The 18,771-nt window shown below is 44.1% G+C and carries 17 protein-coding genes; 14 read left to right on the top strand and 3 right to left on the bottom strand.

Going from position 1 to position 18,771, the window contains the following annotated elements:
• The first annotated feature begins 134 nt into the window (after positions 1-134).
• The 13 genes from paaA to paaY all read left to right on the top strand — a co-directional run bounded on the left by paaA (position 135) and on the right by paaY (position 11,645).
• Entirely contained in the window at positions 135-1,073 is a 939-nt protein-coding gene (paaA, locus tag ACLPIE_RS16075; protein WP_430262726.1) for a 1,2-phenylacetyl-CoA epoxidase subunit PaaA, read from the top strand.
• A 32-nt stretch (positions 1,074-1,105) separates the two neighbouring features.
• A complete protein-coding gene (gene paaB / locus ACLPIE_RS16070) occupies positions 1,106-1,393 on the top strand; it encodes a 1,2-phenylacetyl-CoA epoxidase subunit PaaB (protein ID WP_430262725.1) in 288 nt (95 codons plus the stop codon).
• 10 nt (positions 1,394-1,403) lie between these two features.
• Entirely contained in the window at positions 1,404-2,162 is a 759-nt protein-coding gene (gene paaC / locus ACLPIE_RS16065) for a 1,2-phenylacetyl-CoA epoxidase subunit PaaC (RefSeq protein ID WP_430262724.1), read from the top strand.
• 4 nt (positions 2,163-2,166) lie between these two features.
• A complete protein-coding gene (paaD, locus tag ACLPIE_RS16060; protein ID WP_430262723.1) occupies positions 2,167-2,676 on the top strand; it encodes a 1,2-phenylacetyl-CoA epoxidase subunit PaaD in 510 nt (169 codons plus the stop codon).
• A 10-nt stretch (positions 2,677-2,686) separates the two neighbouring features.
• Positions 2,687-3,745, top strand: coding sequence for a 1,2-phenylacetyl-CoA epoxidase subunit PaaE (paaE, locus tag ACLPIE_RS16055; protein ID WP_430262722.1), 1,059 nt, complete (start codon positions 2,687-2,689; stop codon positions 3,743-3,745).
• Positions 3,746-3,753: 8 nt separating this feature from the next.
• A complete protein-coding gene (paaF, locus tag ACLPIE_RS16050; protein WP_430262721.1) occupies positions 3,754-4,527 on the top strand; it encodes a 2,3-dehydroadipyl-CoA hydratase PaaF in 774 nt (257 codons plus the stop codon).
• Positions 4,528-4,529: 2 nt separating this feature from the next.
• Complete coding sequence (paaG, locus tag ACLPIE_RS16045; protein ID WP_430262720.1) at positions 4,530-5,324, top strand: 2-(1,2-epoxy-1,2-dihydrophenyl)acetyl-CoA isomerase PaaG; 795 nt, start codon at positions 4,530-4,532, stop codon at positions 5,322-5,324.
• Positions 5,325-5,326: 2 nt separating this feature from the next.
• A complete protein-coding gene (locus ACLPIE_RS16040; protein ID WP_430262719.1) occupies positions 5,327-6,877 on the top strand; it encodes a 3-hydroxyacyl-CoA dehydrogenase in 1,551 nt (516 codons plus the stop codon).
• Positions 6,874-7,314 carry a hydroxyphenylacetyl-CoA thioesterase PaaI gene (paaI, locus tag ACLPIE_RS16035; protein ID WP_430262718.1) on the top strand — a complete coding sequence of 147 codons (441 nt, stop codon included), beginning with the start codon at positions 6,874-6,876 and terminating at the stop codon, positions 7,312-7,314. The genes ACLPIE_RS16040 and paaI overlap by 4 nt, the downstream gene beginning before the upstream one ends.
• Positions 7,311-8,513 (top strand): 3-oxoadipyl-CoA thiolase, encoded by a 1,203-nt coding sequence (pcaF, locus tag ACLPIE_RS16030; RefSeq protein WP_430262717.1) that lies wholly within the window; start codon positions 7,311-7,313, stop codon positions 8,511-8,513. Before paaI ends, pcaF begins: the two co-directional genes overlap by 4 nt.
• A gap of 115 nt (positions 8,514-8,628) precedes the next feature.
• The gene (gene paaK, locus ACLPIE_RS16025; protein WP_430262716.1) at positions 8,629-9,939 is read left to right on the top strand and encodes a phenylacetate--CoA ligase PaaK; all 1,311 of its coding nucleotides are present in this window, start codon (positions 8,629-8,631) and stop codon (positions 9,937-9,939) included.
• 153 nt (positions 9,940-10,092) lie between these two features.
• Complete coding sequence (gene paaX, locus ACLPIE_RS16020; RefSeq protein ID WP_430262715.1) at positions 10,093-11,031, top strand: phenylacetic acid degradation operon negative regulatory protein PaaX; 939 nt, start codon at positions 10,093-10,095, stop codon at positions 11,029-11,031.
• Between the two features lie 20 nt (positions 11,032-11,051).
• Positions 11,052-11,645: a phenylacetic acid degradation protein PaaY gene (gene paaY / locus ACLPIE_RS16015; RefSeq protein WP_430262714.1), complete on the top strand. Its 594-nt coding sequence runs from the start codon at positions 11,052-11,054 to the stop codon at positions 11,643-11,645.
• A 62-nt stretch (positions 11,646-11,707) separates the two neighbouring features.
• Here paaY and ACLPIE_RS16010 read toward each other — a convergent pair whose 3' ends face one another.
• The 3 genes from ACLPIE_RS16010 to ACLPIE_RS16000 form a co-directional block, all read right to left on the bottom strand.
• Positions 11,708-13,231: a DHA2 family efflux MFS transporter permease subunit gene (locus ACLPIE_RS16010; protein WP_430262713.1), complete on the bottom strand. Its 1,524-nt coding sequence runs from the start codon at positions 13,229-13,231 to the stop codon at positions 11,708-11,710.
• Between the two features lie 16 nt (positions 13,232-13,247).
• Positions 13,248-14,420 (bottom strand): multidrug efflux MFS transporter periplasmic adaptor subunit EmrA, encoded by a 1,173-nt coding sequence (gene emrA / locus ACLPIE_RS16005; RefSeq protein WP_430262712.1) that lies wholly within the window; start codon positions 14,418-14,420, stop codon positions 13,248-13,250.
• A 518-nt stretch (positions 14,421-14,938) separates the two neighbouring features.
• The gene (locus ACLPIE_RS16000) at positions 14,939-16,114 is read right to left on the bottom strand and encodes an MFS transporter (protein WP_430262711.1); all 1,176 of its coding nucleotides are present in this window, start codon (positions 16,112-16,114) and stop codon (positions 14,939-14,941) included.
• A gap of 552 nt (positions 16,115-16,666) precedes the next feature.
• Between ACLPIE_RS16000 and ACLPIE_RS15995 the strand changes: the two genes are divergently transcribed.
• Positions 16,667-18,721: a TonB-dependent receptor domain-containing protein gene (locus tag ACLPIE_RS15995; protein WP_430262710.1), complete on the top strand. Its 2,055-nt coding sequence runs from the start codon at positions 16,667-16,669 to the stop codon at positions 18,719-18,721.
• Positions 18,722-18,771: the final 50 nt, after the last annotated feature.

Genomic DNA, 18,771 nt, shown 5'->3' with positions numbered 1-18,771 from the left:
TTGTGAGCCTCATCGCAAAATCAAGTTAATGAACATTGATTTTTTTGTTAACCATTTCTAGCATTAATGTTAAATAAACATGATTCAATATTTTATTAGTTAATTTAATTTTCGAATCACTTAATGGAAAAACAATGAGCGAGCAAAATCAGGCAAACTTCGAGGCCAAAATCGAAGCAGATATTTCCATCGAGCCTAAAGACTGGATGCCCGATGCATATCGACAAAACCTTATTCGCCAAATAGGCCAACATGCCCACTCAGAGATCATTGGCATGTTACCGGAAGCGAATTGGCTAACCCGCGCCCCCACACTGAGGCGTAAAGATATTCTTCTCGCCAAAATTCAAGATGAAGCAGGTCATGGCTTGTACCTCTATAGCGCAGCAGAAACCCTTGGCTGTACCCGCCATGATATCTATCAAAAAATGCTTGATGGAAAAATGAAGTACTCCTCCATCTTCAATTACCCAACATTGAGCTGGGCAGATATTGGCGTGATTGGCTGGTTAGTCGATGGCGCAGCCATTGTGAACCAAGTTGCACTGTGCCGTGCTTCATATGGCCCTTATGCACGGGCGATGGTGAAAATTTGCAAAGAAGAAAGCTTCCACCAGCGCCAAGGCTATGAATCCGTAATGGCACTTGCCCAAGGAACGGATGAACAAAAAGCTATGTTGCAAGATGCCATCAATCGCTTTTGGTGGCCTGTACTGACAATGTTTGGCCCAAATGACTCTGACTCCCCACACAGTGCGCAGAGTATGGCTTGGAAAATCAAGCGATTCAGTAATGACGAACTACGCCAGAAATTTGTCGATAACACAGTTCCACAAGTTGAAGCCCTCGGAATGACCATCCCTGATCCCGATTTAGTTTGGGACGAAGAACTTAACCACTATCGCTTTGGGGAAATTGACTGGGCCGAGTTTTACCAAGTGATCAAAGGTAACGGGATATGCAACCACGAACGCGTCGGTGCCAAACGAAAAGGCTGGGAAGACGGTGCATGGGTACGTGAAGGCGCTATGGCCTATAGTCGCAAACAAAAATCAGTAAAATCCGCGGCCTAATCCACTAAATGACGTTTGAAAAGGAAAACACTATGAGTAATCAAGATTGGCCACTGTATGAAGTTTTTGTACGTAGTAAGCAAGGGCTCGCTCATCGCCATGTGGGTAGCTTACATGCTGCGGATGATCAAATGGCGCTAGAAAATGCCCGTGATGCCTATACAAGACGTAGTGAAGGCTGCTCGATATGGGTCGTGAAAGCCGTACATCTTATCGCCTCTCAGCCAGAGGATAAAAGCATGTTCTTTGACCCTGCGGATACTAAGGTCTACCGCCACCCGACTTTCTACACCATCCCTGATGGCATCAAGAATATGTAAGGAGCTTTCTATGAATCAACAGCAGCTGCTCCACCATTACACATTAAGGCTTGGCGATACCCCGTTAATCCTTGCGCAGCGCCTGTGTGAGTGGTGCGGTCATGCGCCAGAAATTGAAATTGACCTTGCGCTATCCAACATCGGTTTAGATTTGCTCGGGCAAGCACGCAATTTCCTAAGCTACGCCGCACAATTAAAAGGTGCTGAGCATGACGAAGATACACTGGCTTTCTTACGTGATGAGCGAGAATTCAGCAATCTCTTACTCGTTGAACAGCCAAATAATGGCTTTGATGACACCTTAGTTCGTCAATTTTTTATAGATGCCTATCACGTCCCGCTATATGAAGCGCTCATTCATAGCCATGATAAACAATTATCTGCTATCGCGGAAAAATCCCTGAAGGAAGCTATCTATCATTTGCGTTTTAGCCGTAATTGGATGATCCGCTTAGGGGATGGTAGCGAAGAAAGCCACCAGCGAATTCAGCATTCCATCAACCAATTATGGCGTTTTACTGGGGAATTATTTCACGCAGACAAAATTGAAATTTCACTCAGTGAAGTCGGCATTGCCGTTGATCCACGAGCTTTGCAAGAAACTTGGTTAAATACCATTAATGAAACTTTCAATGAGGCCACACTGACAGTGCCAGAAAAAGCGGCATATCGCTTGGGCGGTAAACAAGGTAACCATACCGAGCACTTAGGCCTGCTCTTAACGCAATTGCAATTTGTGCAACGTGCTTATCCAAATTGTCAATGGTGATGCTATGGAACAGAGACGGCAATATTGCGAATTACAATCGCCCCAAGTTTATCAGATCTGGCAACAGCTCCAGCAAATTCCTGATCCTGAACTACCGGTACTCTCTATTACTGATCTTGGCATGATCCGCAACGTGCTCCCTGTAGGACAGGGATGGAAAGTTATATTTACACCTACGTATTCGGGTTGCCCAGCAACCGAATTCTTAATCAATGAAATCAAAACGGTTCTTGGGGATGCAGGGTTTCAAGACATCAATATCGAAGTCATGCTAACCCCTGCTTGGACGACAGATTGGATGGATCAGGATGCCAAAAGACGCCTGCGCGAGTTTGGTATCGCTCCCCCACAAGGTACATCCTGTGAGCACCCTGAACACAAAGGAGTTGTCCATTGTCCGCGCTGTGATAGTGAACACACTGAGAAAATCAGTGAGTTTGGCTCAACCGCCTGTAAAGCATTGTATCGATGCACTGAATGCTTAGAGCCGTTTGATTACTTTAAATGTATATAGGGGCACCCTTATGACCGTATTCCATCGTTTAAGTATTGCCGCTATTGAACGCGAGACCCCAGACGCCGTCGCGGTAACATTTCATATCCCAGACGCATTACGTGAACAATATCATTATCGCCCTGGGCAACATCTCACCTTAAAAGCCTCTATTGACGGTGAAAACCTACGCCGTTGTTATTCTATTTGTAGCTCCCCTGATGAAAACATTCTTAAAATTGGGGTAAAGGCCATTTATGCAGGGCGTTTTTCTAACTTTATTAACCAGCAGTTAGCAGTAGGTGATAGCCTTGATGTTATGGTGCCTCAAGGGCAATTTGGCTACCAACCACAGGCAGAAACCCACGCTCATTACCTTGCCATTGCCGCAGGTTCAGGGATCACCCCATTACTTTCCATCATCAAAGCCACATTACAGACGGAGCCCAAAAGCAGCTTTGTGTTGATTTATGGCAATCGCAATAGCCGCTCCGTGATGTTCAAAGAAAGTATTGCTGATCTTAAAAATCGCTTTGCTCAGCGCTTCCAAGTGCTCTACCTATTTAGCCAAGAACAACAAGACAGCGAATTATTGACTGGACGAATTAGCCAGCAGCAACTGACCGCGTTAGGTAAAACCTTGCTGAATTTCAAACAGTTTGATCGCGCCTTTATCTGCGGCCCTGAAAGCATGATGGATGAAGTGCATAACACACTCGTCACTTATGGCATACCAAAAGAGTTTGTACACACTGAACGTTTTAATACGTCAGGGGCAAAATTCAAACCGACATCAGCGATATCCAGCGAAACCCGCCAAGTCAGCATTCACTTGGACGGTCGCACGATGAGTATCAACATGGACGGCAAAGACAACAGTATTCTTGATGCTGCATTGCGCCAAGGTGCTGATTTGCCATACGCCTGTAAAGGCGGTGTTTGCGCAACCTGTAAGTGTAAATTACGCTCTGGTGAGGTGGAAATGGGGGTGAATTACAGCCTCGAACCCGACCAAATTGCAGATGGTTATATTCTTAGCTGTCAAGCGTGGCCTAAGGGTGATGGCGTCGTTTTGGACTTTGATGTGTAGGAGCGCTCATGGAAAGCCAATGGATTTTATCTCACCAAAAAAATCGCGTACTGACACTCACACTTAACCGCCCTGAAGTACGTAATGCCTTGAGTACTGATTGTTTAGAATTACTGGTTAAACACCTCGAACAAGCCGACAACGAGGATGAAATTGGCGCGATCGTGATCACCGGTAGCCCGCGTTTTTTTGCGGCGGGAGCCGATCTCAAAGAGCTACAGCAACAAACCGTCGCCAGTGCATTGGCCGATAAACGACCACAAGTCTGGCATCGATTATCAATGATATCGAAGCCAATTATTACTGCTGCCAATGGTTATGCGCTAGGGGCAGGGTTTGAACTGCTCTTAGCCAGCGACATCATTATTGCAGGGGAATCAGCTCGTTTCGGGCTACCCGAAATTACCCTTGGGCTGATCCCTGGAGCCGGTGGCACTCAACGTTTAATCCGTACAGTCGGCAAATCCCTTGCCATGCAAATGGTACTAACAGGAGAGCCTATGAGTGCTAAACAGGCACTGCAAGCCGGACTTATCAGCGAAATTTGTGTGGATGAATTAGTACTAGAACGCGCACAGAAACTTGCGCAACGTATCGCAAACCATGCACCTTTAGCCGTTCGTGCTGCTAAAGCCGTATTGGTCCATTCACAAGAAAATCATCTGACTGAGGGGCTACAACTTGAGCGCCAATATTTTGTCGCTTTAGCCGGTACTGACGATCGCCGAGAAGGGATCGAAGCCTTCTTTGAAAAACGCCGCCCCCAATTTACAGGACAATAACTATGACTCATGAAGCAATGATCCTCACCACCTTGGAAAATGGGGTACTAACCGTCACGTTAAATCGTCCTGATAGGCTCAATAGCTTTAACGATGAAATGCATCGCCAGCTCAGTGCGGCAATTAAAATTGCCGAACGTGATGAGAACGTGCGCTGCCTCGTGATCACCGGTGCGGGGCGCGGCTTTTGTGCTGGACAAGATCTGAATGATCGTAATGTGAGTGTTGGCAGTGAAGCCCCCGATCTGGGATTTTCAGTTGAAACCTATTACAACCCATTGATCCGCAGATTGATATCCTTACCAAAGCCCATCATCTGTGCCGTTAATGGTGTCGCCGCGGGTGCAGGTGCCGCTATCGCTCTAGCTGGGGACATTGTCATTGCCGCCAAAAGCGCCAGTTTTATTCAATCCTTCTGCCGCTTAGGGCTGGTTCCCGACTCCGGTGGCAGTTGGTTTTTACCTCAGTTAGTCGGCCATGCAAGGGCAATGGGCATGGCGTTACTCGGTGACAAAATTAGCGCAGAGCAAGCCTTACAGTGGGGAATGATTTGGCAAGTGACTGAAAATGAAGCACTCACTAGCACCGTCGACCAACTTGCGCAGCACCTTGCTACCCAACCGACTTATGGCTTGGGACTAATCAAAAAAGCCCTTTATGCGGCTGCAACCAACACACTCGATGAGCAGCTTAACCTTGAGCGTGATTTGCAGCGCCTAGGCGGGCGAAGTGAGGACTACCGTGAAGGGGTTAGTGCTTTTTTAAATAAACGTGAACCGCTGTTTAAAGGAAGATAATCATGACCTTACCTTTGAATTTAACCATCAATACCATCGCCGTCATTGGCGCAGGCACTATGGGGATTGGTATTGCGCAAGTTGCCGCGAGCGCGGGTTTACGTGTCTTATTATTTGATGTTAACCAAGAGGTTTTACAACACTCCCTCACAGAAATGGCTAAACGACTGCATAAACGCGTAGAGCAAGGGAAAGCGCAGACAGCAACAACAATAGAGCTAATTAATCGCATTACCGTTGCGGAAAGTTTGCCTGAACTCTCAGAAGCACAATTAGTCATTGAAGCAGTTGCTGAAAAACTGGATATCAAACAAGCCATTTTCGGTGAACTCGAAGGCATTTGTAGCGAAAAAACCATTTTTGCCAGTAATACCTCGTCTTTATCAATTACCGCAATCGCCTGTCAATTAACGCATCCAGAGCGTCTTGCTGGATTGCACTTTTTTAACCCTGCTCCCGTTATGAAATTGGTTGAAGTAATCCGTGGGCTAGAAACATCAGACTCAGCGATAAAACAGCTACAAGAATTGACGCTATTGTTTGGAAAAGTCCCTGTCGTTTGCCGCTCAACCCCCGGTTTTATTGTTAACCGTGTGGCCAGACCCTTCTATGCCGAAACATTACGTGCACTTGAAGAACAAGTTGGCACACCTGCGACATTAGATTGCGCAATCCGCGATGCAGGCGGTTTTGCTATGGGCCCATTACAACTGATGGATTTAATTGGTCATGATGTTAATTATGCCGTTACTGAATCCATGTTTCAGGCATTCGGTTATGACTCACGTTTTCAAACCTCATTCATGCAGTTGGAATTAGTTCAAGCGAAGCATTTAGGTCGTAAATCAAAACAAGGTTTCTATCATTATGATGATAATCAAGCTCAACCAACGCCATCATTGGCTGCCAACGTTGCAATAAGCCAGCCCCAAACGGTAAAAGTACGTGGCGATTGGCAGATCTTTCCTGAATTTGTGCAGCTTTTATCTGAAAATGGGATCTCCCTCGAAGGATCAGAACAAGCCCATAACCATTCACCGACACTTATTGTTAATGACGTTATTATTATGTTAGCAAATGGTAAATTCGCGTCCTCCCATGCGCAAGCACTAGGGCAAGCGGTCGTGCAATTCGATTTATCAGCAAACTATCACACAGCAACCACAGTCACGCTATGTTGTGCAGCACAAAATAGTACGCAACAAAATCAATGCGCAATTGCCTTTTTTCAGTCGCTTGGGAAAAACGTCATTGTACTACCTGACTACCCCGCGCTTTTAGTCATGCGAACCGTTGCCATGCTATGTAATGAAGCCTTAGATATCGTGAATAAAGGGGTTGCAACAGCGCAAGATACAGATAAAGCCATGTGTTTTGGCGTTAATTATCCTAAAGGGCCACTGGCTTGGGGAGCCCAACTCGGTTGGCGGCGAGTGTTATCGGTACTGGAACATCTGACTCAATGTTATGGGGATAACCGTTATCGTCCAAACCCATTATTAAGGCAATTAGCCGCTGGCTATCAGTCATTATCGTTTAAGGAGTTGCCATGATTTGTGTTCCGAATAGCACGCTGGCCCAGCAATCAGCACACATTATGTATCAAGACGACGCATGCGCAAAAGCAATGGGAATGACCATTGAGCAGGTAGAAGAAGGCTATGCGCAACTGCGCATGCCAATTACGTCAAACATGCTTAACGGCCATAAAACCTGCCATGGTGGGCAACTTTTTAGCCTCGCTGATACAGCTTTTGCCTACGCATGTAATAGCCAAGGATATGCAGCCGTTGCTTCAATGTGCTCTATCGATTTTATCCGCCCCGGCTTTGAAGGCGACATTCTTACCGCAACGGCAAGAGTCCAACACCAAGGTAAACGTAATGGGCTATATGAAGTGGAAATTATCAATCAGGATGGAAAAAAACTAGCTGTTTTTCACGGTCGCTCTCATCGATTAGGTCAACGTTTAACAGGGGAGCAGCCATGATTGATGCATATATTTGTGATGGTGTTCGGACACCCATCGGCCGTTATGGTGGCGCACTTTCATCCCTGCGCCCTGATGACCTTGCAACTATTCCACTCAAAGCACTCATGGAAAGGCATCCACACCTCGACTGGTCACTGACCGATGACATTATTTTAGGCTGCGCAAACCAAGCGGGAGAAGATAACCGCAATGTGGCTCGCATGGCAGGCTTGTTATCGGGCTTACCTGTTTGTGTATCTGGCACCACCATTAACCGCTTATGTGGCTCAGGTTTGGATGCTATCGCATTAGCGGCTAGAAGCATTAAAGCAGGGGAATCCAGTTTAATGATAGCCGGAGGTGTCGAGTCCATGAGCCGCGCACCATTTGTCATGGGGAAACAAGAATCCGCTTTTTCCCGTCAAACACAAGTCTTTGATACCACGATTGGCTGGCGCTTTATTAACCCTTTGATGGAAAAAAAGTTTTCCACAGACTCCATGCCTGAAACGGCTGAAAATGTGGCAGAAACCTACCGCATCACCCGTGAAGACCAAGATACTTTTGCACTGCGTAGCCAGCAACGAACTGAGGCCGCAAAAATTAACGGTATTCTTGCGCAAGAAATTGTTCCCGTGACAGTAAAACAACGCAAAAGTGAGTTGTTAGTCAGTGAAGATGAACACCCACGGGCAGAAACCACATTTGAGCAACTGCAAAAGCTAAAAACGCCATTTCGTGAAAATGGCACAGTGACGGCAGGGAATGCTTCTGGTGTCAATGATGGTGCAGCGGCATTAATTATTGCCTCTGGCAATATCGCTAAACAACAAGGGCTGACGCCTCGGGCACGTATTGTGGCCACCGCAACCTGCGGTGTTGAACCTAGACTGATGGGGATAGGCCCACTGCCTGCCTCCCAGAAAGTATTGAAAATGGCAGGGCTGAGTATTGAACAAATGGATGTCATTGAACTAAACGAAGCTTTTGCAGCTCAAGCTCTGGCGGTGTTAAGGGGCTTAGGCCTACCTGACGATGCGCCACACGTTAACCCCAATGGCGGAGCCATTTCATTAGGCCATCCTCTTGGCATGAGCGGCGCAAGACTGGTGATTACTGCGATTAATGAACTTCATCGGAAACAAGGTCGTTATGCGCTCTGCACTATGTGTATTGGTGTTGGGCAAGGCATAGCAATGATTATTGAGCGAATTTAAACAGCATCTTATTACAAATAAAAAAACGGCCTGAAACCCTACACCTGCTCAGGCTTATACCCATAACACGACTAAATAAAATGGGTAAACATAATAATTATGAGGACTGGCAATTATGAGCATGATCAAAGATAGCATCGACCCAATTGAGTTTGCCTCACGCGATGAAATTGAGTCATTACAGTATTCTCGAATGAAGTGGACACTTACTCACGCATATGAAAATGTGCCAATGTACCGCAAAAAATTTGACGAGGTAGGGATACATCCTGACGATTTTAAACGACTTAGTGATATCGAAAAATTCCCTTATACCACCAAACAAGATTTACGTGAAAACTATCCATTTAGCACATTTGCCGTACCGATGGAGCAAATTATTCGCATTCATGCCTCTTCAGGAACTACAGGCCGTCCGACTGTTGTCGGCTATACCCAAAGAGACATCGATAACTGGGCTGACTTGATTGCCAGAAGCCTACGCTCCGCGGGCACTGTGCGTGGTGATAAAGTTCATGTGGCTTATGGTTATGGCTTATTTACTGGTGGTCTGGGAGCTCACTACGGCGCGGAGCGCCTTGGTGCAGCAGTCATCCCGATGTCGGGCGGACAAACTGAGAAGCAAGCTCAATTAATCGCCGATTTTAAACCCGATGTCATCATGGTGACACCATCTTATTGCCTAAGCATCATTGATGAACTAGAGAAAATCATGGGAGGGGATGCTAGTAAGTGCTCACTTAGACTAGGCGTGTTTGGTGCAGAGCCTTGGACTGAATCTCTACGTACTGAAATTGAAACTCGCTTAGGGATCAAGGCGCTAGATATTTATGGCTTATCCGAAGTGATGGGCCCTGGTGTCGCGATGGAATGTGCAGATGCTGGCGTGAGTGGACCCACTATCTGGGAAGACCATTTTTATCCCGAAATTATTTCACCTGACACATTAAAAACCTTGGAGGCAGGTAAACATGGTGAGTTAGTGTTTACTACCCTTACGAAAGAAGCGATGCCTATTATTCGCTATCGAACACGCGACTTAACCCACTTAATGGATGGTGTAAATCGCAATATGCGTCGGATTGGAAAAATTACAGGCCGCTCTGATGATATGATGATCATCCGTGGTGTGAATGTGTTCCCTTCTCAAATTGAAGAGCAAATCATGCAATTCAAAGAGCTTTCCCCTCACTACCAATTAGAAATTGGCCGCCAAGGGAATATGGACAACCTATCCGTCCGTGTAGAGCTCAAGCACCCTGAGCAGCTCACCTATGATGAACGCTGTAACATCTGCCATCATCTTAAACACCGTATCAAATCTATGGTCGGTATCAGCACCCGAATCAGTATTGTTAATTGTGGTGATATTCCTCGCTCACAAGGTAAAGCAGAACGCGTCATCGATACTCGAATTGCAATTTAATTCAATTAATTACAGCGCAACGGAAGATAATAACCTGCTGCGCTTTCTTTTCATCTAATACATTTCGCTTTTTTGTAATACAAGACAATATCGAAATTTATGTCTACTATTCAGTAAGTCTTCTGATACATAAAATTTATGGATGAAACAGAAATGGATACGAAACTCGACCAATTTATTCAACACGCCATTGCCAGCCAACCGATCAGCGGAACGTCGCTTATCAGCTCACTGTATGGAGATGCATTACATCATCGTGGCGGTGAAGTATGGCTAGGCAGTTTGACTAAATTACTGGAACCAATGGGGTTTACCGATCGCTTTGTACGCACTTCTGTTTTTCGTTTACAAAAAGAAGGCTGGTTAGATGTCGAAAAAATTGGTCGCCGCAGTTATTACCGTATATCTGAACGGGGGCAAAGTCGATTCCGTCGCGCAGAAACTAAAATTTATCTCGCCGAGCAACCTGATTGGGACGGGAAATGGGATTTATTGCTACTCGAAGCCGCGAATAAAGATGAAAAAATCCGGCTAAAAAAAGAACTAGGTTGGCTAGGATTTGGGCAATTTAATACCTCACTTATGGCCGCCCCCAGTTGTGCACAAAGTGATGTTCCCGCTTTATTAAACGAATTGAACGCTACAGAGCAAGTTATTTATTTTCGGGCGGACTACCCTTATAGCCGTTCAGAGAAGCACCTAAAAGAATTAGTATCGCACGCGTGGTCTTTGCAAGAAATATCAGAGCATTATCATCAGTTTATTTCGTTATTCCGACCCTTGGCATTGCTACTTAAAGATCATACGGAGTCCGCAATTTCCCCTGAACACTGCTTCCAATTGCGTTTGTTATTAATCCATTTTTATCGACGTGTCACACTGAAAGACCCGCTACTTCCTGATGAGCTCCTCCCTGCTCAATGGGAGGGGCACATCGCTCGCCACCTTTGCACCAATATTTATCAGCGTATCGACCAAGCTGCCACTCAATATGTTTCCCAGTTTTGTGAGACAACCGTTGGGGAGCTACCTCAACCTTCAAGCGCCTATTACCGGCGTTTTGGTGGAGTATTGAGAGATATCGCCGCCTAAACTTACTCATAGGAGCTTATATGCCTTTTTATCAAATTGATGGCCTTACACCGGTTGTCAGCCCTGAAAGCTTTGTTCATCCAACAGCGGTTCTGATTGGTGATGTGATCATTGGCAAAAATGTCTATATTGGCCCTAATGCCAGTTTGCGAGGGGATTTTGGTCGCCTAATTATTAAAGATGGCGCCAATATCCAAGACAATTGTGTAATGCATGGTTTTCCTCAGTATGAAACTATTGTGGAAGAAGATGGGCATATCGGTCATGGGGCGATTTTGCATGGTTGTCATATCAAGCGTAATGCATTAGTCGGTATGAATAGTGTCATTATGGATGGCGCTGTGATTGGTGAAAACGCAATTGTAGGCGCCTGTTCATTCGTCAAAGCAGAAGCGATTTTCCCCGAAAATAGCCTGATTGTTGGTACTCCCGCTAAAGTCTTACGTGAGTTATCAGACAAAGAAATTGCGTGGAAAAGCAGTGGTACCAAAGACTATCAAGATCTTGTTACTCGTTGCTTAAATACCTTTAAAGAAGTCGAACCGCTGCGGGAGATTGAAGCTAACCGCCCAACCCTTAGCTTCGACAATATCATTCCTAAGTCGATGTTATAGCAAGCTATCTTATTATTAAAGGGGCGGTTCGCTTCGCCCCCACAAGTCCCCTTACTTTGCCCTTACTTTGCTTTGCTGCCAAATGGGGGTTTAGCAAACCAAACCGTAATAATTAAGCCAATAAATACCCAGCCACAGAGCCAGAAAATTTCATTTGCGGCAATAATCAAACCTTGACTGGTAATTTGCTGCGCAATAAAACCGGATGTTTGCTCGGAGCTTAAACCATGCGCAGCCATCTCTTGGTACATCTCCAATGACTCGGGGTTATAATCAGTAATAAACTCCGTTAATTGGCTATGGTGTAAGGCTTCTCTATCACTCCACATGGTGGTGGTAATCGATGTTCCAATCGAGCCGGCTAAGGTACGGAAAAAGTTTGCAAGACTAGAGGCTGATGCAAACTTTTCAGGCGGCAACCCTGAAAGGGTTAACGTAGTTAAAGGCATAAAGAAACATGCAACTGCCATACCTTGAATAAGTTGAGGCCAAACTACCGCAGAAAAGCCCATGCTCGGTTCGAAGGTATAAGCCCGCCAAAAGAAACAGATCGAATAAAAAATAAAGCTAAAAGTGACTATCCAGCGAATATCAAGGAAATTAGAGAGCTTGGCCACAGGCGCAGAAAACAGTACAGGCAATAACCCAATAGGCGCCAGCGCTAGACCCGCCCATGTTGCAGTATAACCGTACACTTCCTGTAAAAGTTGCGGTAGAAGAACAATCGCACCGAAATAGGCCATATAGGCCAAACTGACTGAAATGGTTCCTATGGTGAAGTTCCGCGATTTAAACAAGGAAAGCTCAACAATCGGGTTTTTATCGGTTAGCTCCCAAATGACGAGGAAGACTAGCGCAATGGCAGAAATTACAGCTAATGTAACAATTTCATCTGAAGCTAACCAACCGAGTTCTTTCCCTTTGTCCAATAGGACTTGTAAACAGCCAACACCAACAGATAGCAATGCTAAGCCAATCACATTGAACGGCACTTTGACGATCGTCGATTCCATCCCTTTTAGGATGATAGAGCCTACGATGATCACAAAGATCCCCAAAGGAACATTCATAAAGAATATCCAGCCCCAATGGAAGTTATCACTAATATAACCACCAAAAATAGGACCGAATACAGGGGCTAAAATAATCGTCATCGACCAAAATGCCAACGCCATATTCTGCATTTTAGGTGGATAGCAACGCATAATTAAACTTTGCGATAATGGGATCACAGGCCCCGCAACAGCTCCCTGTAAAACACGGTATAAAATCAACATACTGAGGCTATCAGAGAAACCACATAAGAGTGAAAATAAAGTAAACAGTGCCGTTGCCCACAAGAAAACTCGTATCTCACCGAAACGTTTAGCAAGGTAACCGGAAATGGCAATAGAAATGGCATTGGAGACGCCAAAAGAGGTGATTACCCATGTTCCTTGTGACACGGAAACACCAAGGTTACCTGCAATCGTCGGGATAGCCACGTTAGCTATCGTAGAGTCGAGCACTTGCATGAAAGTAGCAAGGGACAGCACAATGGTTGCCCATACAAGTTTTGCCCCTTTAAGTGGTTGAATATCTGCCACAATAGCTCCTTTCAGGCTAGTCAGCGTTATTGGTGATAATCGTGTCGATTATTTGGTCAACATCTTCGAGTTTTAACACTAAGACGTCGCTTTCAAATGCAGGTGTAGTACGCTGAACCTCTGCTAAAACGGGGCCACTTTGGTCTTTAATATCAATGGTTACATTCATAGATAAACCAATTCGCAGCGGGTGCTTCGCCACTTGTTCAGGGTCTAATTCAATGCGTACGGGCAAACGTTGAACCACTTTGATCCAATTACCCGTTGCATTTTGGGCGGGTAACAAAGAAAAAGCGCTCCCCGTTCCCATGTCGAGTCCAGCGACCGTGCCGTTATACACAATATCATCGCCATAGAAGTCACTGTAAATCGTCACTGGTTGACCAATACGCACTTTTTCTAGCTGGGTTTCTTTGAAGTTCGCATCTATCCAAACAGGTTGAACAGGTACAATCGCCATTAATGAACTTTGCGGGCTGACCTGAGAACCCACTTGTACGTTACGTCGCGATACATACCCCGTCATTGGGCTTTTAATTTCAGTACGTTGTAAGTTAATCCACGCACTGCGCACACTGTCAGCAGCTTGCTGAATAGCGGGTTGATTTCTCAATGCCGTGTTACGCAATAAAGCACGGTTCGCATTGTATTGTTGGATTGAAATATCAAGGGCAGCTTGTGCTAATTGAACCGCTTCTTGAGCGTGCTGTAAATCTTCTTTTGATATGGTGCCACTACGCCCTAGTGCAGCGCGACGTTGATAGTCTTTCTGGGCTTGCGCAAGCGAAACACGGTTTTTTTGGATTTGCGCCTGATACTCATCACCATTGATGTACAGTTCTTTAGTTTTACGCACAGTAGTAGCAAGATCATGCTTTGCTTGCTCATAGGATAGCTGCGCGTTGGTTTTATCTAATACAACCAACACATCCCCTGCTTTCACCAAGTCGGTATTTTCAAAATTGACTTGAGTGACGTTGCCCGTCGTTTGCGCAATAATAGGTATTTGCAACCCAGAAACATAGGCATCATCAGTATATTCTTGAAAACGTAAAACTAAAAACCAATAAATACCATAGGCAATAAATAATAGAATAATAATAACAGTTGCAATTATCATCCATAATGTTCTACGTTTTTCACTCGTCGTTTTATGCTCATTCATTTCTGACTGGGAGGATTGACTCATAATAACTCTCAAGGTCTAAAATCAATATTAATTATTACTCTATATTTACGAAGTAAATGTAATAAAGCAATAGCTAATGAACTTTAAATAATAATAAATATACTTATCTTAAATATTTCTTTTTTTTATATTATTATAAAAATTTAAATAACCTATAAATTCAAAAAGATAATAAAACCACATTCCTAATATGATTATGCTTATTATGTTATTCTTATTTAGATGATATTAATTAAATAATATTTCCATTATTCATTATAGAGAATAATGTGTAGCCGATATCCTATGTCTTTCAATTTATAGCGCAGTGACAAAAGTAATAATACCAAATATCACCCTAGGCACATTGGCAAAAGAAATGGGCTTATTCTTTAGTTTTATTAACATCAGGCTTACTCATTATTTGGGGAATATAAGAAACATACATACTAAATATCGTTAATGTTACCCCCCAAGAATATAAATGTATCTTGGCAAATTTTCTACCATCACGCGCCTCTAATTCATAGAGCCTTTCTTTAACTAGTCGTTTTTCGAGAACGTAACAGCGTCGTGAATGACAGCAAAATAGCCATCATGACAGCAACCGCCGCTGCTAAATAAATTCCGCGATAGCCCAAATACGCAACTGCTACCCCCGCTATCGGCCCTGTGACCCCATAGGCAATATCCTGAAAAGCGGAATACCCCCCTAATGCAGTACCTCGTGTCTGGGCAGGAACAGCCTTGACCACTTCCTTGCCGATTGCAGGGTAAACCAATGAACACCCCATCCCCGTTAGAGCTGCACCTAATAATGCCACTGAAAAATTTGGTGCTAAGTACAGTGTAATAAGCCCCATGCATTCAATGAATAACGATAACAAGGCAACTTTGTAGCCATTATATTTATCTGGTAGACCACCCAAAAAGACCCTCACCAGAACAAAAGCGCCACCAAATGCACTTAAGGCGAAGCCTGCATTTCCCCACTGATTTGCAGCAAAATATAAGGAAACAAAGGAGCTGAGCACGGCAAAACCGATACCTTGTAGCGCTAATATTACCCCCATACGCCAAATTTTGTACATAATCGACCAAAAGGAAACCCTGTGCCCTTGTAAAGGGGTAACCCTAGCCACCGAACCATTAATGAACAATGAAATACAAGGTAAGACAATAATCATTCCGCTAAGCGCAATGAAGCCATAGTGCTGATAAATCAGTAATCCAAGAGGCGCTCCTGCGGCTAAAGAGCCATAAATGGCCATGCCATTCCAAGACATCACTTTGCCCGCTTGCTCTGCCCCCGCTAAACGCATCCCCCATGTTAGGTTCCCGGTTAATAATAAGCTTTCGCCTAGCCCTAAAATCAGCCGGCCTATCATTAACAATCCAATTTGATACAGTGGTTCTTCGGGCAATAACACGGCAAGTAAGCAGAAAAAACCCGATACCCCACAGGCCAACATGCCATATAATGTAGTTCTTTTCGCACCACGTTGGTCAGCAAGACGCCCTGCATACCCGCGAGTTAGTAAGGTTGCTAAAAATTGAACACCAATTACTACCCCCACCCAGATGTCACTAAACCCCAGTTTTTGAAAAACAAATAATGGGATGACAGCCAACGGCAGTCCTACCGTCATGTAGGTAAAAAACATCGCTATTGCGAGACGCAGTAGTTGCCATCGAGTCGTTGCAAATGCATGCATAGATAGGTGCCTTATAGATAAAATAAATAAGGTTCTAAATCTGATTGAAACTATGCCAACGGATTAAAAATGTCAATTAACTAAAAAATGAAATTTTTATTTTTCCATCTACGTGGCAGTTTATGATGAAGGTTATTGATGAAATGATTCTATGCCGATTTATTATCAATAAATACAAAGCAAAAATTGGGGAATTTTCCCATCTTAGTGCATCAGAGCGCTAATTTCTCTCAGAGTTACCAGTGCTTAATCTTAAAAAGATAAGACGCTCAAAAGTATGCGTTTAATATAACTAAAATATCCTGAGTAAACGCTAGCGCTAAAGTAATTTTGAATGCGGCTAAATACCGCATATCAAAGTTAAGCCTTAATTTTTCGTTAAGCTTGATAAAATAGACAAAAAGAACGAAAAAATGATAGGTGAAAATTCTTATCTGAGATCAAATATCAACCATAAATTAGCAAGCTAATCATTTATTTTTGGCATGTTTTAGTGATAATATCCGCAAACAATATGATTATCATTATCATTTATATTTACTAGGGATAAATATGACTCCGCAATATCACTACACCCTGATTGCCGCAGGTATTTGCGCGGCTTTAACTACTTTTAGCGCCACAGCAGCAGATAATAAAACAGACACGATGGTCGTCAGTGCATCTGGTTTCTCACAACAATTACGCGATGCGCCAGCAAGTGTCACAGTGATCACCGCAGAACAATTGCAAAATAAGCCTGTACGTGATTTAGCCGACGCAGTCAAAGATGTTGAAGGCGTCAGTATTGTTGGGGCAGCCAATAAGCAAGACATTAATATTCGCGGCTTACCCGGTGAATACACCCTGATACTGGTTGATGGTCGCCGTCAAAATAGCCGCGAATCACGTCCAAATGGTAGCGGTGGTTTTGAAGCTGGCTTTATGCCACCAGTGGAAGCGATTGAGCGTATCGAGGTGATCCGTGGACCTATGTCCTCACTGTATGGTTCTGATGCGATGGGTGGTGTTATCAACATCATCACCAAGAAAGTGACCAATGAATGGCACGGCAGCGTCACCACAGGGGCAATTATCCAAGAAAACAGTGATAGTGGTAATTCAACCGACGGTAATTTCTACCTGTCCGGTCCTTTAGTGAAAGATAAACTAGGCTTACAGTTGTATGGTGGAGGTGATTATCGTCAGGAAGATAAAATCGAAGATGGCCACCATAAGAAAGACAATAAAAGCTTAACGGCGAAATTGACCTTTACCCCAATGGAAAACCAAACTTTCTTATTGGAAGCGGGTAGAACAACACAAGAAAGAGAAGAAAAGCCGGGTAATTCCCTTGCACCAACCAGTGAGTTTAACGGTAAGGCTCGACCAAATAAACACTCTGAAATCCATAATGACCGTAACCATTTCGCTTTAACCTATAAAGGTGATTGGGACTCATTTAATACTGAATTGAGTGTTTACCAAGAAACAACCAAGAAAAGAACTAAAACAGACATCACAGACCCTGCGACTAAGGTCACGGAATATCGTTATGATGCACGCGTACCTGAAATCACCAATACGGTGGTTGATGGGAAAGTGGTTGCATTTCTACCAGACAATATCCTAACTGTCGGTGGTCAATTCCAACATGCTAAATTAAAAGACACCTCCTCAACAGGCGCTTCAACAACTGAAAATGCTAAACTAACCGCAGAGCAACATGCTTTTTTCTTGGAAGATGAATTCACGGCGACAGAGGATCTGATATTGACGGGTGGATTGCGTTTAGACCACCATGAGTCTTATGGTAATCATTGGAACCCTCGTGGTTATGCGGTTTATTATCTCACTGACGAAATCACCATTAAAGGAGGGATTTCCTCTGCGTTTCGTGCGCCAACATTACGTGAAACCAGTCCAAATTATGGGACTTCAACCGAAAAAGGTTTAGGGATCATCCACGGTAATCCGGATCTGAAGCCAGAAAAAAGCGTCAGTGAAGAAATTGGTATCGCATACAACCATGAGTCAGGCTTTGATGCCAGCCTAACATTCTTTAATACTGACTTTAAAAATAAATTAACCAGTTATTACACTGGTGGAACTGACCCTTTGACAGACTTAAAGCTGTATACCTTTGATAATGTAGGTAAAGCTAATATTAAAGGCGTTGAAGTGGCAACGGGTATCCCACTGGCTCAAGATTGGAAACTCAGTATGAATTACACCTATACTGACTCTGAACGTAAGAGCGATGATGAAAAGCTGACTAGTGGACAGTCACTCAAAGGCTATCCATTGGATAAAACCCCAAAACATATGGCTAACGCAAAATTAGATTGGCAGTTTAACGAAGATCTCAATTTGTATACTCGTGCGCAGTACGTAGGAAAACAAGTATGGGCTGCGCAACGTAATGGTTCTCAAGTTCCTCGCTACCGTAGTGGCTATACCACAATGGATATGGGAGCAACTTATCAATTATTTAAAAACACCAAACTAAACTTTGCAGTGTTAAATATCGCCAATGAGAAAGGTGATAAAATTGATGCTAAAGGCGGTGGCAACTGGGACGTTGAAGATGGACGCCGTTATTGGGCGAACGTGAACGTTAGTTTCTAATTAACTCTGAGGGTATACCTGTTTCAGGTATTCCCTCAAACCCTTAAATA

Source organism: Providencia sp. Me31A (assembly GCF_050487165.1).
Lineage (GTDB): Bacteria > Pseudomonadota > Gammaproteobacteria > Enterobacterales > Enterobacteriaceae > Providencia.
Note: the sequence above shows the minus strand (reverse complement) of the source record. Positions and strands in the feature narration are given on the sequence as shown.

Excerpts from the sequence above, each read along its gene's own strand:
- paaB (WP_430262725.1), top strand. The coding sequence starts at position 1,106 with ATGAGTAATCAAGATTGGCCACTGTATGAAGTTTTTGTACGTAGTAAG.
- paaA (WP_430262726.1), top strand. The coding sequence starts at position 135 with ATGAGCGAGCAAAATCAGGCAAACTTCGAGGCCAAAATCGAAGCAGAT.
- paaE (WP_430262722.1), top strand. The coding sequence starts at position 2,687 with ATGACCGTATTCCATCGTTTAAGTATTGCCGCTATTGAACGCGAGACC.
- paaG (WP_430262720.1), top strand. The coding sequence starts at position 4,530 with ATGACTCATGAAGCAATGATCCTCACCACCTTGGAAAATGGGGTACTA.
- pcaF (WP_430262717.1), top strand. The coding sequence starts at position 7,311 with ATGATTGATGCATATATTTGTGATGGTGTTCGGACACCCATCGGCCGT.
- paaC (WP_430262724.1), top strand. The coding sequence starts at position 1,404 with ATGAATCAACAGCAGCTGCTCCACCATTACACATTAAGGCTTGGCGAT.
- ACLPIE_RS16040 (WP_430262719.1), top strand. The coding sequence starts at position 5,327 with ATGACCTTACCTTTGAATTTAACCATCAATACCATCGCCGTCATTGGC.
- paaI (WP_430262718.1), top strand. The coding sequence starts at position 6,874 with ATGATTTGTGTTCCGAATAGCACGCTGGCCCAGCAATCAGCACACATT.
- paaY (WP_430262714.1), top strand. The coding sequence starts at position 11,052 with ATGCCTTTTTATCAAATTGATGGCCTTACACCGGTTGTCAGCCCTGAA.
- paaK (WP_430262716.1), top strand. The coding sequence starts at position 8,629 with ATGAGCATGATCAAAGATAGCATCGACCCAATTGAGTTTGCCTCACGC.
- paaX (WP_430262715.1), top strand. The coding sequence starts at position 10,093 with ATGGATACGAAACTCGACCAATTTATTCAACACGCCATTGCCAGCCAA.
- paaF (WP_430262721.1), top strand. The coding sequence starts at position 3,754 with ATGGAAAGCCAATGGATTTTATCTCACCAAAAAAATCGCGTACTGACA.
- ACLPIE_RS15995 (WP_430262710.1), top strand. The coding sequence starts at position 16,667 with ATGACTCCGCAATATCACTACACCCTGATTGCCGCAGGTATTTGCGCG.
- paaD (WP_430262723.1), top strand. The coding sequence starts at position 2,167 with ATGGAACAGAGACGGCAATATTGCGAATTACAATCGCCCCAAGTTTAT.
- ACLPIE_RS16000 (WP_430262711.1), bottom strand. The coding sequence starts at position 16,114 with ATGCATGCATTTGCAACGACTCGATGGCAACTACTGCGTCTCGCAATA.
- emrA (WP_430262712.1), bottom strand. The coding sequence starts at position 14,420 with ATGAGTCAATCCTCCCAGTCAGAAATGAATGAGCATAAAACGACGAGT.